This is a genomic window from Micromonospora sp. BS32 (assembly GCF_059089345.1).
This window is the reverse complement of sequence record NZ_JBSSHR010000006.1, coordinates 78,115-93,546: the sequence shown is the minus strand read 5'-3', so window position 1 is coordinate 93,546 and position 15,432 is coordinate 78,115. Positions and strand designations below refer to the sequence as shown.

The 15,432-nt window shown below is 74.9% G+C and carries 13 protein-coding genes and 1 riboswitch; of the genes, 5 read left to right on the top strand and 8 right to left on the bottom strand.

Annotated features, from left to right (window positions below; all coding sequences use genetic code 11):
- The first annotated feature begins 220 nt into the window (after positions 1 to 220).
- The gene (locus AC5RWQ_RS11935; protein ID WP_494282802.1) at positions 221 to 688 is read left to right on the top strand and encodes an SRPBCC family protein; all 468 of its coding nucleotides are present in this window, start codon (positions 221 to 223) and stop codon (positions 686 to 688) included.
- 11 nt (positions 689 to 699) lie between these two features.
- Here the strand turns inward: AC5RWQ_RS11935 and AC5RWQ_RS11930 are convergent, their stop codons facing one another.
- From AC5RWQ_RS11930 to AC5RWQ_RS11910, 5 genes are all read right to left on the bottom strand, one after another.
- On the bottom strand, positions 700 to 1,206 hold the full coding sequence (locus AC5RWQ_RS11930; RefSeq protein WP_494282801.1) for a hypothetical protein: 507 nt from the start codon (positions 1,204 to 1,206) through the stop codon (positions 700 to 702).
- Positions 1,207 to 1,318: 112 nt separating this feature from the next.
- Positions 1,319 to 2,392, bottom strand: a complete 1,074-nt coding sequence (locus tag AC5RWQ_RS11925) for a coiled-coil domain-containing protein (RefSeq protein ID WP_494282800.1) — start codon at positions 2,390 to 2,392, stop codon at positions 1,319 to 1,321.
- Positions 2,393 to 2,396: 4 nt separating this feature from the next.
- A riboswitch (cyclic di-AMP (ydaO/yuaA leader) is annotated at positions 2,397 to 2,527 on the bottom strand.
- Positions 2,528 to 2,681: 154 nt separating this feature from the next.
- Positions 2,682 to 3,596, bottom strand: a complete 915-nt coding sequence (locus AC5RWQ_RS11920; protein ID WP_494282799.1) for a cation diffusion facilitator family transporter — start codon at positions 3,594 to 3,596, stop codon at positions 2,682 to 2,684.
- 94 nt (positions 3,597 to 3,690) lie between these two features.
- On the bottom strand, positions 3,691 to 5,808 hold the full coding sequence (locus AC5RWQ_RS11915) for a HelD family protein (RefSeq protein ID WP_494282798.1): 2,118 nt from the start codon (positions 5,806 to 5,808) through the stop codon (positions 3,691 to 3,693).
- Positions 5,809 to 5,941: 133 nt separating this feature from the next.
- Positions 5,942 to 6,865 carry an alpha/beta fold hydrolase gene (locus AC5RWQ_RS11910; protein WP_494282797.1) on the bottom strand — a complete coding sequence of 308 codons (924 nt, stop codon included), beginning with the start codon at positions 6,863 to 6,865 and terminating at the stop codon, positions 5,942 to 5,944.
- A 152-nt stretch (positions 6,866 to 7,017) separates the two neighbouring features.
- Here AC5RWQ_RS11910 and AC5RWQ_RS11905 point away from each other — a divergent pair, with 152 nt between their 5' ends.
- The gene (locus tag AC5RWQ_RS11905; RefSeq protein ID WP_494282796.1) at positions 7,018 to 7,644 is read left to right on the top strand and encodes a carbonic anhydrase; all 627 of its coding nucleotides are present in this window, start codon (positions 7,018 to 7,020) and stop codon (positions 7,642 to 7,644) included.
- A gap of 80 nt (positions 7,645 to 7,724) precedes the next feature.
- Here AC5RWQ_RS11905 and AC5RWQ_RS11900 read toward each other — a convergent pair whose 3' ends face one another.
- The gene (locus AC5RWQ_RS11900; protein ID WP_088960914.1) at positions 7,725 to 8,054 is read right to left on the bottom strand and encodes a hypothetical protein; all 330 of its coding nucleotides are present in this window, start codon (positions 8,052 to 8,054) and stop codon (positions 7,725 to 7,727) included.
- Between the two features lie 319 nt (positions 8,055 to 8,373).
- On the opposite strand from AC5RWQ_RS11900, the gene AC5RWQ_RS11895 reads away from it, so the two are divergent.
- The 3 genes from AC5RWQ_RS11895 to AC5RWQ_RS11885 all read left to right on the top strand — a co-directional run bounded on the left by AC5RWQ_RS11895 (position 8,374) and on the right by AC5RWQ_RS11885 (position 13,102).
- Positions 8,374 to 8,865, top strand: coding sequence for a DUF3145 domain-containing protein (locus tag AC5RWQ_RS11895; protein WP_334485715.1), 492 nt, complete (start codon positions 8,374 to 8,376; stop codon positions 8,863 to 8,865).
- A gap of 97 nt (positions 8,866 to 8,962) precedes the next feature.
- A complete protein-coding gene (locus AC5RWQ_RS11890) occupies positions 8,963 to 10,705 on the top strand; it encodes a glycoside hydrolase family 3 protein (RefSeq protein ID WP_494282795.1) in 1,743 nt (580 codons plus the stop codon).
- Between the two features lie 120 nt (positions 10,706 to 10,825).
- Positions 10,826 to 13,102 (top strand): hypothetical protein, encoded by a 2,277-nt coding sequence (locus AC5RWQ_RS11885; protein ID WP_494282794.1) that lies wholly within the window; start codon positions 10,826 to 10,828, stop codon positions 13,100 to 13,102.
- Positions 13,103 to 13,118: 16 nt separating this feature from the next.
- On the opposite strand, the gene AC5RWQ_RS11880 is transcribed toward AC5RWQ_RS11885, so the two are convergent.
- Together AC5RWQ_RS11880 and AC5RWQ_RS11875 are read right to left on the bottom strand one after the other, a co-directional pair.
- Positions 13,119 to 13,832, bottom strand: a complete 714-nt coding sequence (locus tag AC5RWQ_RS11880) for a class I SAM-dependent methyltransferase (RefSeq protein WP_494282793.1) — start codon at positions 13,830 to 13,832, stop codon at positions 13,119 to 13,121.
- Positions 13,833 to 13,995: 163 nt separating this feature from the next.
- Positions 13,996 to 15,420 (bottom strand): acyl-CoA carboxylase subunit beta, encoded by a 1,425-nt coding sequence (locus AC5RWQ_RS11875; RefSeq protein ID WP_494282792.1) that lies wholly within the window; start codon positions 15,418 to 15,420, stop codon positions 13,996 to 13,998.
- Between the last annotated feature and the right edge of the window lie 12 nt (positions 15,421 to 15,432).

Sequence of the window (15,432 nt, the reverse complement as noted above, 5' to 3'; positions counted from 1 at the left end):
ACGTCATCAAGTTTGTAGCGTCCAAAGGGACGCCCGGCCCACCGGCCTCGCGCCACCAGAGCCCGACCCCGGGACGGGCCCATCGGACGCTACAAACTTGATGACGGGAACGAATCACGCCGCCTGGGTCCACCCGTCCACGCCCCGCCAGCGCACACGCGTTGCCAGGTCGCTCCGGTTACGGCACGATCGGGCCACCGACGAGGGTGGTGGAGGCGCAGTGGTCCGGCGGGAGTCGTTCAGCTACACGGTGCAGGCGCGCTGCTCACGGGCGGATGCGGTGGCGCTGCTGAGCGACCTGGCCCGGCAGGAGGAGCTGCACCCGCTGATCGTCCGGGTCCGCCGGTTGCCGCCCCGCCCGGGCGCCCGGGCCAGCTACGCGATCACCGACCGGCTGGAGGTGGGTCCGCTGCGCTTCCCGGTCACCTACCAGGCCGACGTCCTGGTGGTGACCGACAACGAGATCGTCACGGTGGCCCGCCAGCAGCCCGGCACGACCGTACGCAACCACACCCGGCTCCGGGAGGAGGCCGGCGTGCTGCGGATCGACGTGGAGATCACCCTGGCGGCGCCCGCGCCGCTGTTCGGGTACGCCTTCCGCCAGGCCCGGGCCGCCCACCTGGGGCTGGCCAGCCGGCTCGGCGCGGTCCTGGGCAGGGAGGCCGGCGGCGGCCCGGCCACCGGCTGACCACACCCCGGTCAGCGACGGCCCGCGGCGGCCGCCACCGGTGTCCGGCGGGCCGTGACACCGCGGCGGGTGCGTCCCCACGGCTTCCAGGTGGAGATCACGGTCAGCGCGACCAGTAGGACGGTGGAGACGCTCGGGGCGATCACCACGTCGGCCCGCAGGTGCGCGGTGGCGTCCGGAGCGGCGGCGGCCTGGATGCGCGGCGTGAGCTGGAACAGCACCAGGCCCAGCATCACCGTGGTCACCGCGAGCTTGACCAGCACCCACCGGTGCCGGAGCAGCCCCCACGGGGTGAGCAGCGCGCTGGCCACGCCGACCAGCCAGACCAGCACGCTCAGCGGCGCGAAGAGCCAGGTGACGAGCAGCGCGGCCGCCGGGTAGACCACCTCCGGGTCGGCCCCCCGCAGCCCGGCGACGCCGAGGGTCAGCAGCACCAGGTCGGCGCCGAGCCAGCCCAGCGAGGTCACCAGGTGCAGGGTGAGCAGGGTCTTGCGGGCGTCGGGGGAGAGTCTGGCCATGTCCCCGATGCTCGTCGGCCGGGAGCGGCCCGTCGTGGGCCGGGCGACGACATCCGGCGTACGGCCGGGGACGTACGCCGGTGGCCCGGGGCGGGCCACCGGCGTACCCGGGTCAGTACACCGACAGGTGCACGTGGTTGGTGTGGTCGCTGGACGGGTCCCCGCCCGCCCCGCTGTACGACTTCCAGCCGCTGCTGGGCAGCCAGATCTGCCGGTACCAGATCACGTAGAGCACACCGAGCCGGTCGGCGTTGCGGATGAAGTACGCGGCCAGGTTGTTGCCGTACGTCCTGTCGCCGCCGGTGGCGTCCCCGCCGAAGCCGCTGACCTGGGCGGCGAAGTCACAGGCCCGCCCCTTGGGGTGCTCGCCGGAGCCACTGGGCCGGTAGCAGGAGACGTACCTCTTGAAGCCGGCGGCCTGGGCCTGCTGGAGCGCGTTGAGCATCCGCGGGGTGATGCAGCCGTCGGCGGGCGTCGGGTCGTCGATGCTGCACGACTCCGGCGGCCAGGAGCCGTCGGGGTTGCGGGTCGCCGGCTTGGCGTTCGCGGTGGACGTACCCGAGGTGGACCCGCCACTGTCGGCGGCGGCGGGCGGGTCGGGCTTCTGGGCGGCGGCGACCTCGAGCGCCCGCTCGGCCTGCTGCTTGCGCTTGGCCATCACGGTGACCTGGCGGCGCTCCTCGATGACTTCGCGGTCGATCGCGGCGCGCGTCCGGGTGGCCTCGTCCCGGGTCCGGATGAGGTTGCGCAGTTCCCGGTCCTCGTTGGCGGCGACCGTCTCCAGCGCCGCGGCCCGGTCCAGGAAGCCCTCCGGGGAGGAGCTGCTGAGCAGCGCCGAGACCGGCCCGAGGCGGCCCGTCCGGTACGCCACGCCGGCGATCTCGCTGACCTTGCCGTTGCGCACGCCCAGTTCCGCCTCGACAGTCTTGAGCTGGGCGGTGAGCGCCTGCTGCCGTTTGGTGGAGCGGTCCAGCGCGGCCCGGGCGTCGAGCCAGCCCTTGCTGGCCGCGTCGAGCTGGGCCCGCAGCTCGGGGCTGCCGCCCTCGTCGTCGTCGCCGGGGGCGGCGAGCCGGGCGGTGCTGGGTGCGGCCACGGCCGGCGTGGCGACCGGCGCGGACGACACGCCCAGGGCGAGCGTCGCGGCGACCGCGGCCAGCAGCCGCGCGGTGGTGCGTCGTACGTGCATGCACATGTCCTTCCGTCAGCCGCCGACCGGGTTAGCTGACGGGTTCGGGACGGAAGATCCCTACCGCTGACGCGGATGCACCCCACGAACATGGTTCCCCGGCTCGCCTCGAGGGCGATTAGGCGACGGCCACCGCCGGCACCGATGGGCGCCGCCGGGCGGAGGCCGGGACCGAGCCTACCGGTACGGGTGTGACACCCGCCCGTTTCGTGACTGACGGTACGCGAGGGAAACCTGTTGAAGGAGGGACAAGAGGATAAATGGGGTGGATTTCTTAAGGAGCCGCTAACTACCAGTGCGACGGCCCGCAGCCGCCGGGCGACGCGCCCGGCTCGATCTGCAGGGTGGCGTGCTCGATGTGGAAGTCCTCGTGCAGGGCGCTGCGGGCGGCGGCGAGCACCGTCCCGACCTCGGCGCCCGGGATGGTGGTCAGGTGGGCGGAGGCCACGTCCATGCCGGAGGTGAGCGTCCAGACGTGCAGGTCGTGCACCTCGGCCACGCCGGGGACGGCGGTCAGCCGATCGTGCACCGCGGTCACCTGGAGGTGCTCCGGCGCGGCCTGGACCAGGATGCGCACCGCCGCCCGGCCGAGCCGCCACGTGCGGGGGAGGATGAACACGCCGATCGCCACGGCCACCGCCGGGTCGGCCCACCACCAGCCGGTGCCGGCGATGAGCAGCGCCGCGCCGATCACGCCGAGCGAGCCGAGCAGGTCCCCGACCACCTCCAGGTACGCCCCGCGCAGGTTGAGGCTCTCCTTGGCGCCCGGGCGGAGCAGGGCGAACGCGGCGACGTTGGCGAGCAGGCCGAGCAGCGCCACCGCGAGCATCGGGCCGGTGACCACCTCGGGCGGATTGCCGAACCGGCGTACCGCCTCGATCAGGACGTAGACCGCGACCCCGCTGAGCAGCACGGCGTTGGCCAGCGCGGCGAGCACCTCCAGCCGGTAGAGCCCGAAGGTGCGCTGGGGGTCTCGGTCGGCGAGCCGGGTGGCGGTGATGGCGGCCAGGGCCATCCCGATGCCGAGCACGTCGGTGAACATGTGCCCGGCGTCGGAGAGCAGGGCCAGCGAACCGGTGCCGAAGGCGGTGACCGCCTCGACCACCATGAGCGCGGCGAGCAGCCCGAAGGCCGCCCAGAGTCGCCCCCGGTGCCGCTGCGCGGCGTTGGTGACCGCCCCGCTGTGGTCATGCCCTCCGCCCACGCCCACACCTTCCGTCCCCGCCGCGCACCCGACCCAACCTATGCTCACATCGCTATATATCCAACCCACCCGCTCGGGGGTGGGGTGGTGGGGGTCAGGGAGTGGGGTCGAGGGTGGTCAGGCGTTGCGTGGCGCGGGAGAGGGCCACGTAGAGGGTGCGCACGCCGGAGGGCTCCGCGCGGATCTCGCTGGGGCAGACCAGCACCACACCGTCGTACTCCATGCCCTTGGCCTGGAGGCTCGTCACCACCTGGAGCCGGCCGGCGCCCGTACCGTCGGCGAGCCAGCCGGCCACCTCGTCCCGGCGCGGCACCGGAGTGATCACCCCGACCGTCCCCTCGACCTCGGCGAGCAGCGTCTCCACCGCCTCCACGGTCGCGGCTGCCAGCTCCGCCGCCGGGACGGTCAGCGCGACCGGATCGACCCCGGTGGAGCGGACCGCCGTCGGCAGCGCCAGGTCCGGGTGCAGCCGACGGATCTCCGCCGCCGCCACCGCGAAGATCTCCGCGGAGTTGCGGTAGTTGGTGGTGAGCACGAACCGGTGCCGCCGGCGGCGGCCGAGTGCCTGGTCGCGGGCCCGGTCCAGCTCCGCCGGGTCGCCCGACCACGCGGTCTGCGCCGGGTCGCCGACCACCGTCCAGGACGCCAGCCGGCCCCGCCGGCCGACCATCCGCCACTGCATCGGCGAGACGTCCTGCGACTCGTCCACCACCACGTGCGCGTAGTCGCGGTAGTCCTCCGGACGTTCCCGGGCCGCCGCCCGGGCGGCACGCTGTCGGTCGCCGAAGGTGCTCAGCTCCCGGACCCCGCCCGCCAGCTGGAACGGGTCGCGCTTCTGCTTCGCCGGCCGCACCGGCTTGCCCAGCATCGCGTCCAGCTCGTCCAGCAGGGCGATGTCGGCCACCGTGAGCCCCTCGGTGTCCAGCGTCCGGTACGCCTCGCCGAGCAGGGTGATCTCCGCCCGGGACAGGACGTCCCCGGCGTACCGGCGCAGCCGCTCCGGGCGGGCCAGCCAGCCCAGCACGTGCCGGGGGTGCAGCCGGGGCCACCACGCCTTGAGGAACTCCCGGAACTCCGGCCGGTCGATGATCTCGTCCTCGAAGGCGGGCTGCTCCGGCAGGCGGGCGACGATCAACCGCCGGGCCTGGGCGTACAGCGCGGCGAGTACCGCGTCGAAGCCGGCCCGACGCACCTCGTTGCGCCGCGCCCCCCGGGACAGCACCCGGTCCCGGATCCCGTCCAGCTCACGGCGCTCCAGCCGCAGCAGCGTGCCCCGGTAGAGCAGGCGCAGCTCGCCCGGGCCACCCGGTACGGCGTCCCGCACCGCCCGTTCCAGCACCCGGCGAATCCGCAGCGAACCCTTAACCGCCGCCACCTCCGGCGGGTCGGTCCGGGTCGCCGACATGCCGGGGAAGAGCGAGCCGAGCGAGTGCAGGGTGGCGGTCTCCTCGCCCAGCGACGGGAGCACCGAGGCGATGTACTCGACGAAGACCGAGGAGGGGCCGACCACCAGGATGCCGCCGCCGGCGTACCGGCTGCGGTCGGAGTAGAGCAGGTACGCCGCCCGGTGCAGGGCGACCGCCGTCTTGCCGGTGCCCGGGCCGCCGGAGACGATCGTGACCCCGGAACCGGGGGAGCGGATCGCCTCGTCCTGCTCGCGCTGGATGGTGGCGACGATGTCCCGCATCCCGCGCCCGGTCGCCCTGGAGAGGGTGGCCAGCAGCGCCCCGTCACCGACCACCGCCAGGTCCGGCGGCGCCGACTCCGGGTCGAGCAGGTCGTCCTCGATCCGGGTGACCTTCTCGTTGGCCGAGCTGATGGTGCGCCGCCGCACCACGCCCAGCGGCTCCGCCGGGGTGGCCTGGTAGAAGGCGGCGGCGGCCGGTGCGCGCCAGTCGACCACCAGCGTCTCGGCGTCCTCGCCGCGCACCCCGAGGCGCCCGACGTGCAGCACCTGCCGGTCGCGCAGGTCCAACCGGCCGAAGACCAGCCCCTCGTGCTCGGCGTCCAGCATGTGCCGGCGCTGCGCGGCGTGGAAGACCATCGCGTCCCGCTCGACCAGCGCCCCGAAATTGCCGACCCGGGCGAGCCGGTAGCCGTCCCGCTCCGCACGGGCCGCCGCGAGACGGAGTTCGGCGAGGCGGGCGTACACCCGGTCGAGGTGCCGCTGCTCGGCGGCCATCTCCTGTTCCAGGGTGGTCTGGTCGGTCAACGTACGGGCTCCTGAGCGGCGGCGGCGGCCGGGCGCGGACGCGCCGGACGGAGAATGAGGGTACGGGCAGCGTACGGGCACCCGTCGAGGCCGTGCCGTGGCCGGCGACGTGGGCCACCCGCCCGCAGCCGGCTCAGCCCGCCGGGGTCGTCTCCGGGGCGCCGGTCAGCACCCGGCGCAGCACCCCGGCCAGGGCGGCGTTCACCTCGTCCGGCCGTTCCATCATCAGCATGTGCCCGGCGCCCGGGCAGACGGTCAGCTCGGTCACCGGCAGCGCCGCCGCGATCGACTGCGCGCACGGCGGCGGGGTGAGCCGGTCCCGGTCGCCGACCAGCGCCGCCGCCGGCACGTGCGCCAGCGCCGCGAGGGTGTCCAGCCGGTGCTGGTCGCCGATCGAGGCGCGGAACCCGCCGATCGAGCGCAGCGAGGCCCGGGCCACCGCCGAGGTCACCAGGCGGATGTCCGACGGCTCGCAACGGTCGCCGAAGAGCATCCAGCGGATGCTCGGCCGGAGGGCGCGCAGCAGCGCCCGGGGCGGCCGCCACGAACCGCACCGGGCCAGCACCCCGGCGCCGGTGGTCTCGGCCAGCCGGATCAGCCGGGCGATGCGGGGGGAGAGGCCGTAGACGGTGTGCGTGTGCCCCTCGGCGGTGGTGGAGACGAAGACCAGGCCGGCGGTCCGGGCGGCGAAGTGCTCAGGGTGGCGGTGGGCGTACTCCATCACGGTCATCCCGCCCATCGAGTGCCCGACGAGCAGCACCGGGCCGGTCGGGGCCACCTCGTCCAGCACCGCGGCCAGGTCGTCGCCGAGCTGGGCCAGGGTCGCCGTGCGCAGGGCCATGCAGCTGGACCGGCCGTGGCCCCGGGCGTCGTAGGTGACCACCCGGACCGCGTCGCCGAAGCGCTCCCGCAGGTCGGTCAGCTGCCGGTGCCAGGCCCGCCCGTCCAGGGTCCAGCCGTGCAGCATGACCACGGTCACCGCCGCGTCCGTCGGGCCGGTGACCTCGACGTGCAGGCGTACGTCGTCCGGCAGTCGTACCTCCCGCTGCTCCGACATTCGCCACCTCCCCCGGGCCGCCCGGTTCCCACCACCGGAGTAGGCCCGGTGGGTGACACACCGGCTACCCGTCATGACACCACGCCAACCGTGGTGGTGAGAAGATTCGCAACCCGCCCCGCGGCGTCGGATCGGTGACGAGGCTGGGGGACATGCGCCCGTCCACGCCACCGCCGATCCCCGGACCGGGCCGGACCCCGCGGTCCGCCCTGGCCGAGCTGCTCGCCGGCAACCGGCGCTTCGTCAGTGGCCGCCCGGTGCACGGGCACGACGTGACCGCCGCGGCGGCCGTCGCCTCCGGCGACCAGCAGCCGTACGCGGTGGTGCTGGGCTGCATCGACTCGCGGGTTCCGCTGGAGGCGATCTTCGACCAGACCTTCGGATCGATCTGCGTGATCCGCACCGGCGCGCACGTGCTGGACCGCGCGGTCTGCGGCTCCATCGAGTACGTGGTGCACCAGCTCGGGGTGCCGCTGGTGATGGTGCTCGGGCACGAGCGCTGCGGGGCGGTCGCCTCGGCGGTCGACACCCTGCGTACCGGGCGGCGCCCCGACGGGTCGCTGGGCTACCTGGTGGACCAGATCGCCCCGGCGGTGGCGGAGGTGGGCGCCGACGACCCCCGGGCGCACCCGCTGGCGGTCCGCCGGCACGTGCTGCGGACGGTGGCCGCGCTCGGCGCCGACGAGCTGCTCGCCGGGCCGGTCGCCGAGGGGCGGGTCGACGTGGTCGGCGCCCTGTACGACCTGGCCACCGGTGACGTCGCCCTGCTCGACCGCTGACGGTCGCGGGCGCTGGAAAGGCGGAACCGCCCGCCGGGGTGACCCGACGGGCGGTTCCAGGTGTCGCTCTGGGGGAGGGCTCAGCCCTCGAAGACGCCGGCCTCGACGAGGCGCTTCTCGGTCTTGTCCCAGCCGTCGCCCGGGTGGGTGGCGGCGAGGTTGTTGATCTCAGCGCGGATCTTGGCGGCGTGGCCGGCGGCGGCCAGCACCCGGATCTCCTCGACGAAGGCGTCCGAGTCGGTCCGCAGGTGCGCGGTCTTGCCGTTGGTCAGGTTCCGCACGTAGGCGTGCTTGCCGCCGTTGAGCGGGATGAGGTACTTGAACTCGCCCAGCACGCTGAGGGCGCCACCCTGGCCAGCCTGGCCGGCCCGGACTGACGCGCGCGCGGTCTTAGAGGTGTTGCTCGCCACGGAGGTACTCCTTGCAAGACGTACGGGAGGACGGGAATCGTCCGGGGGCTGTATGCGGATGACGCCCGGGTGAGCCTCAGCCCGCGAAGATGTACGGCGGCACAGAACCGCCCAGAGAACTGTACACGACCACGATGCCTGGCTGGCCACCGTGCCTGTCGGAGAGCACAACCGAGGTCACCGGTCCGGGTATTTCCGACCGGCGAATTTTCCGATTCCCTGGCGTACCATCCGTCACAGCAGTCATGATGTGTCGCAGGAACCACTCGGGTGGTCGAGGTCGTAGGGGAAGACGCACCTCGGTCTCCGGGAGGTCACCGTGCCAACGCGTGGCGTCGTATACGTCCACTCGACCCCGCTCGCCGTGTGCTCGCACGTCGAGTGGGCGATCGCGCGCGTCCTCGCCGCGCCGGTCAACCTGCAGTGGACGGCACAGCCCGTCGATCCCGGCGCCCGCCGGGCCGAGTGCGGGTGGACCGGTAGCCCGGGGACGGGCGCCGAACTGGCTGCTGCCCTCCGGCAGTGGCCCATGATCCGTTTCGAGGTCACCGAGGAGCCCAGCTCGGGCGCCGACGGGGAGCGCTTCATGTACGTGCCCGGCCGCGGCCTGTTCCGGGCCACCGTCGGCGCGGCCGGCGACATCCAGCTCGGCGAGGACCGGCTGCGCAGCCTGATGGCCGCCGCCCGGGCCCCGGAGGCGCTGGCGCACGCCCTGGACAAGGCGCTCGGCACGGCCTGGGACGCCGAGCTGGAGCCGTACCGCTACGCCGGCGACGGCGCCCCGGTGACGCTGCTCACCCGGGTGGGCTGAGCCGGTCCGGTGTACCAGGACAGCCCGGTCCGGACGGGCACGCCCCGCACCGCCCGCCGTCCGGTCGGGTTGCCCCGATAAGTCGGCAACGGGTTTGATGGGTCATGTGTCGACCTCCCCGCGACGTGCCGGCGTCGCCCTCGCCACCCTGACCGCGCTGCTCGTCTCCGGCTGCTCGGCGGAGACAGCGCGACCCCGCCCGACGGCCAGCCCGTCGACCGCCGCCGTGAGCCCCACCGGCACGCCGGCGGCCATCCCCGTCGACCCCGCGGACCCGGCCGCCCGGGCCGCCGCGCTGGTCGGCGCCCTCGCCGACGAGGACCTGGTCGGCCAGGTGCTGATGCCCTACGCCTACGGCAGCTCCGCCACCAAGGTGTCCCCCGGTTCCGCGGCCGGCAACCAGGCCCTCGCCGGGGTCGACACCCCCGCCGAGATGATCACGAAGTACCGCGTCGGCGGGCTGATCCTGGTCGGCTTCAGCGCCGACGACCCCACCTCCGGCAACCAGGCCACCACGAACGTCGACAACCCGGCTCAGGTCCGCGAGCTGACCACCGGGCTGCGCGCCGCCGCCGGGAAGCTCCCCACCGGCCCGGCGCCCTTCCTGGTCGGCACCGACCAGGAGTACGGGGTGGTCACCCGGATCACCGACGGCGTCACCGCCCTGCCCAGCGCGCTCGCCGCCGGGGCCGCCGACAAGCCGGCGCTGACCGAGGCCGCCTGGCGGGCCGCCGGCGCCGAGCTGGCCGCGATGGGGATCAACATGGACTTCGCGCCGGTCGCCGACGTGCTCGCCACCCGCAGCACGGTGATCGGCTCCCGCTCGTTCGGCGCCGACCCGCGACGGGTCTCCCCGCAGGTCGCCGGCGCGGTGAAGGGACTGCAGAGCAGCGGTGTCGCGGCCAGCGTCAAGCACTTCCCCGGCCACGGACTCAGCGCCGCCGACTCGCACCAGGAGATGCCGGTGGTCGGCCAGTCCCGGGCCGAACTCGACGCCACCGCCTTCCCGCCGTTCCGCGCCGGGATCGACGCCGGGGCGATGGCGGTGATGTCCGCCCACCTCGACGTCCGTTCGGTCGACCCGGGCACCCCGGCCACCTTCTCGCACAAGCTCCTCACCGACGTGCTCCGCGGCCAGCTCGGCTTCACCGGCGTGGTGGTCACCGACGGGATGAACATGCCGCCGGCCAAGCGCTGGGCGCCCGGCGAGGCGGCCGTCCGGGCCCTGCTCGCCGGCAACGACCTGATCCTGATGACCCCGAACGTCGGCCAGGCGTACGACGGGCTGCTCGCCGCCCTGCGCGGCGGCTCGCTGCCCCGGGCCCGGCTGGTCGAGGCGGCCACCCGGGTGCTGACCATGAAGTTCCGGCTCGCCGACCGGCCCGCCCCAGCCATGTCCGCCCTGAACAGCCCCGCGCACCGGGCGGCGGCCGCCGCCCTCGCCGCGGCCGCGGTGACCCAGCTGCGCGGCGCCTGCGCCGCACCGGTACGCGGCCCGGTGACCGTCACCTCGTCGGCCGGCCGGGACCGGACCCGGGCCGCGCTGACCGAGGCCCTGACCGCCGCCGGCGTGCCGGTGGTCCCGAACGGCGGCACCGGCGTCCACCTGGTCGGGTACGGCGACGACAGCGGCGACCTGAAGGCCGACGCGGCGGTGACCGTCGCCATGGACACCCCGTACGTGCTGGAGAAGGCGACCTCGCCGACCCTGCTGGCGACCTACTCCTCCACCCGTACCTCGATGGACGCGCTCGCCCGGGTGCTCGCCGGTAAGGCCCGCCCCGCGGGCCGCTCGCCGGTGCCGGTGCCCGGCCTGCCCGCCACCAGCTGCGCCGGCTGACCGGGGCCGTTCCGAACCGGGGAGCGCGGTCCGGCCCGGCTGATAGCGTGCGACCGTCCGCCAGCCGACGACGGGAGAGACGAGCACCGTGACGGGACCCACGCCGGCCGGCCGCCCACGGTGACCGCGCTCGCCACCGGGGACGCCGCCCCGTCGACCGCCGTCCCGCGCCGCCCGGCCGCGCTCCGGCTCGCCCCCGCCCTGGCCGGGTACGCGGTGATCGCGGTCGTGCTGCTCGCGGCCGGTACCTCCCCGGTCGACCTGCTCCGCTACACCGCGTACGCCGGGCTGGCCGTGGTGCTGCCCGGCACGCTGGTCTGGCGGGCGCTGCGCCGGCACCCGCACACCCTGGTCGAGGACCTGGCGATGGGCGCCGCCGTCGGGCTGGTGCTGGAGCTGGCCGGCTGGGCGGTGTTCACCGCCGCCGGGGCGCCCGACCGGCTGTGGCTCTGGCCGCTGGCCGTGCTGGTGCCGTTCGCCGCGCTGCCCCGGCTGCGTCGGCACTGGCGCCCCCGTGACCTGGTCCCGGTGCCCGCCGGCTGGTCCTGGTCGCTCGCCGCGGTGGTGGCCGGCTTCACCCTCTACCTGTACCACTCGTTCCTGCGGGTCAACCCGGTCCTGCCCACCGACGAGGGGCAGGCCCAGTACATCGACCTGGCGTTCCAGCTCTCGCTGGCCGGCGCGGCCACCCACCAGGCGCCGCTGGACGTGCCGCAGGTCGCCGGCGAGCCGCTGCACTACCACTGGTTCGGCTTCGCCCACCTGGCGGCGGCCAGCCTGGTCAGCGGCGTGGACCTGCCCACGGTCTTCTTCCGGCTCGGGGTGCCGGCGCTCTGCGCGCTCGCCGCGGTCCTGGTCGCCGTGGTGGGCTGGCGGGTAACCGGCCGGCCGTACGCCGGGGTGATCGCCGCCGCGCTGATGTTCACCGTGGGCGAGTTCGGCTACGAGAACGGCGTCCGGCAGCTCTTCGGCACCCAGGCCACCTTCATCGTCTGGGGCAGCCCCTCGATGACGTACAGCTGGGTGCTGCTGCTGCCGCTGATCGCCGTGCTCGCGGAGATCGTCGGGCGGGCCCGGGGCACGACGGTGCCGCCGGTCGGCCGGGGCGCCTGGGTGCTCGCGGCGGTCCTGCTCGCCGCCGCCACCGGGGCCAAGGCCAGCTCGGTGCCGGTGGTGCTGGCCGCGCTGGCCCTCACCGCCGCGGTCACCCTGGTGACCCGGCGGCGGTTGCCCCGGGCGGTGTTCGTCGCCGCGGGTCTGGCCGTGGCGGCGCAGGTCTTCGCCACCGCCGTGCTGTTCGCGTTCGAGAGTCACGGGGTGACCGTGGACCCGCTGTCCGGGCTGCGTCCGTACGTGGGCGAGGGGCACTGGGCCGGGGTGGGCGCGCTGCTCTGGACCGGTGTGGCCGTCGCCTTCCTGCTCAACCTTGAGCTCCGGCTCGCCGGCGTGCTGGCGCTGCTCCGGCTGCGCCGGTGGCGGCTGGAGCCGGTGCAGGTGTTCCTGCTCGGCGGGGCGCTCGCCGGCCCGGCGATCTACCTGCTGGTCGGGCACCCCGGCAGCAGCAACCAGTACTTCACCCGGTCCGGGTTCGCCTTCGGGGTGCTGCTGTCCGCGTGGGGGTACGTCGAGCTGCTCGACCGGGCGGCGCTGACCCGCCGCGCCGGGGCGCTGCTCGGCGCGGGCGCCGCCGCCTTCGCGCTGCTGCTGACCGGGTACCAGTTGCGCTTTCCGACCACCGTGCCGCCCGGCCGGCCGTACGCCCCGGTGTTGCCGCTGCTCTGCTGGGCCGCGGCGCTGCTGGTACTGATCCTGCTGGTGGCGCTGCTCTGGCCCGGGCTGGTCGGCCGCTGGCCCGGGCTGTCCGGCCGGGGCGGCGCGGTGCTGCTCACCGCGGTGCTGGTCGCCGGCGCCCCCGGGTTGGTGCTGGACGCGGCGGCGGCCCGGCAGTACCCGAACGGCGGGGCGTACCCGGTGGAGCGGATGCCGGCCTCCCGGGTGCAGGCCGCCCGCTGGGTGTACGCGCACAGCGCCCCGGACGACGTGGTCGCCACCAACGTGCACTGCCGCGCGGTGGTCAGCGGCTGGTGCGACGCCCGCTCGTTCTGGCTCAGCGGGTACAGCCAGCGGTCGGTGCTGGTGGAGGGGTGGGCGTTCGCGCCCCGGATGGTCGGCCTGCCCGGCGGCCCGTACGCCCCGTTCTGGGACCAGGCGCGGCTGCGCGCCAACGATGCCGCGTTCGCCGCCCCGACCGCCGACGGCTTGGCCGAGCTGCGCGACCGGTACGGGGTGCGCTGGCTGGTCGTCGACCGGCAGGAGGAGCCGGAGGCGCCGGAGCTGGCCGCGCTGGCCGACCTGCGCTACGCCAACTCCCGGATGGCGGTCTACCGGCTCCGCTGACCGGGCCGGCGCCGGGTCACTCCGCCGGGCGGTGGGCCCGCAGCATCAGCGTGACGCCGGGCAGCGACCGCACCGGCAGGTACCGCTCGGCGGTGACGATCGTCCGCAGTCCCAGGTTGACCACCGGGTTGAGGTCGTCCAGGTCGCTGCCGGAGGAGTGGCGGCGCCGCCAGGCGGCCACCGGGCGGAGCAGCACGTTCCAGCTCCACAGTTCGTCCACCACCAGGCCGGCCTTCTCGATCACCGCGCGCAGCGACTCCCGGTCGTAGCGGCGGACGTGCCCCACCGCGACGTCGTGCGCCGACCAGAGCGCCATGTCGGCGGGGACGGCGATCAGCGCCGTGCCGCCCGGGCGCAGGGTGCGGCGGATCTCCGCGGCGGCGAGGTAGTCCTCGTCGAAGTGCTCGAGGATGTCGAAGGCGACCACCAGGCCCAGCCGGGCCGACCGGACGGGTAGCCGCCGCGCGTCGCCCCTGATCACGTCCAGCCCGCGTTCGCGGGCCACGCCGGCGCCCTCCACGCTGTATTCCAGCGCCAGCGGTCGCCAGCCGTGCGCGCGCAGTACCCGGGTGTTGCCGCCGCCGGCCGCGCCGATGTCCAGCGCCTCCGAGGGACGCACCCCGCCGGCGGCCAGCCGGTCCAGCGACCGTACGAGCAGCGCGCGCCGCTCGCGGTACCACCAGTGGGTGTCCTCGAGCGCGGCGAGTTTGCGGATCTCGGTCGCTTCCACGGCGTACTCCTCGGGCGGGCTGTCGACGGCCCTCACCCTAGCGGTTCGGCGGCTGTGCGGCCGTTCGGAGGAACCCGGTCGCGCCACCGGCGGCGCGACCGGGGCCGAGACACGGCCAGGGCCCGCGCTCACCGAGCGGCGGGCCCTGACCACATCGACCTGCCTACAGCGGGATGTTGCCGTGTGCGCCCCGGGCGGCCGGGGCCGCGGCGAGCGCCTCGGCGATCCGGCGCCGGGTCTCCCCCGGCTTGATCACGTCGTCCACCACGCCGATCTCCAGCGCCCGGTTCACCCCGCCGGCGACCCGGGTCTGCTCCTCGATCAGCTGCGCCCGCAGCGTCTCCCGCTGCTCCGCCGGCGCGGCGGCGAGCTTCTTGCGGTGCAGGATGTTGACCGCGGCGCTGGCACCCATCACCGCGACCTCCGCGTTCGGCCAGGCGAACACCGCGGTGGCGCCGAGCGAGCGGGAGTTCATCGCGATGTACGCGCCGCCGTACGCCTTGCGGGTCACCAGGGTCACCCGCGGCACCACCGCCTCGGCGAACGCGTGCAGCAGCTTCGCTCCGCGCCGGACCACGCCGTCCCACTCCTGGCCCAGGCCGGGCAGGTAGCCGGGGACGTCGACCAGCACGATCAGCGGCACCCCGAGCGAGTCGCACATCCGCACGAACCGGGCCGCCTTCTCGGCGCTGGACGCGTCGAGGCAGCCACCCAGCCGCAGCGGGTTGTTGGCGATCACGCCGACCGTCCGGCCGGCGAACCGGCCGAGCGTGGTGACCACGTTCGGCGCCCACTTCGCGTGCAGCTCCACGCCCGGCGCGTCGAGCAGCGCCTTGACCACCGGCTTCACGTCGTAGGCCCGGTTGGTCTCGACGGGCATCTTCGCGGTCAGGTCGTGGCCGTCGGCCACACCGGTCGGCACGTCGTCCGGACAGAGCCGGCCCTGGCGGCCCAGCAGCGCGGCGAGCTTGCGCGACTCGGTCATCGCCGTCTCGTCGTCCGCGCAGGTCACGTGCACCACGCCGGAGCGCCGGCCGTGCGGCTCGGGCCCGCCGAGGCGCTCCATGTCGACCTGCTCGCCGGTGACGCTGCGGACCACCTCGGGCCCGGTCACGAAGATCCGCCCGGCGCCGCTCATCACCACGATGTCGGTCAGCGCCGGCCCGTACGCCGCGCCACCGGCCGCCGGGCCGAGGACCACGGAGATCTGCGGCACCCGGCCGGAGGCCCGGACCATGGCGGCGAAGACCTGCCCGACGGCGTCGAGCGCGACCACGCCCTCGGCCAGCCGAGCCCCGCCGGAATGCCAGAGGCCGAGCACCGGCACCCGCTCCCGAACGGCGGTGTCGATCGCGTCGACGACGTGCCGGCACCCGTCGGTGCCCATCGCGCCGCCCATCCTCGTGGCGTCGGTGGCGTACGCGATCGCCGGCGTGCCGTCGATCTCGCCCCGCGCCCAGAGCACGCCGGAGGTGTCCCGCGGCGCCAGCAGACGCAGGGAACCCGCGTCGAACAGGGCCCGGAGCCGGACCTCGGGATCCCGGTAATCGACTGTCGAGCTGCCCGCGCTGACGGCGGTCGCTGTCACTTGAGCCTCCAA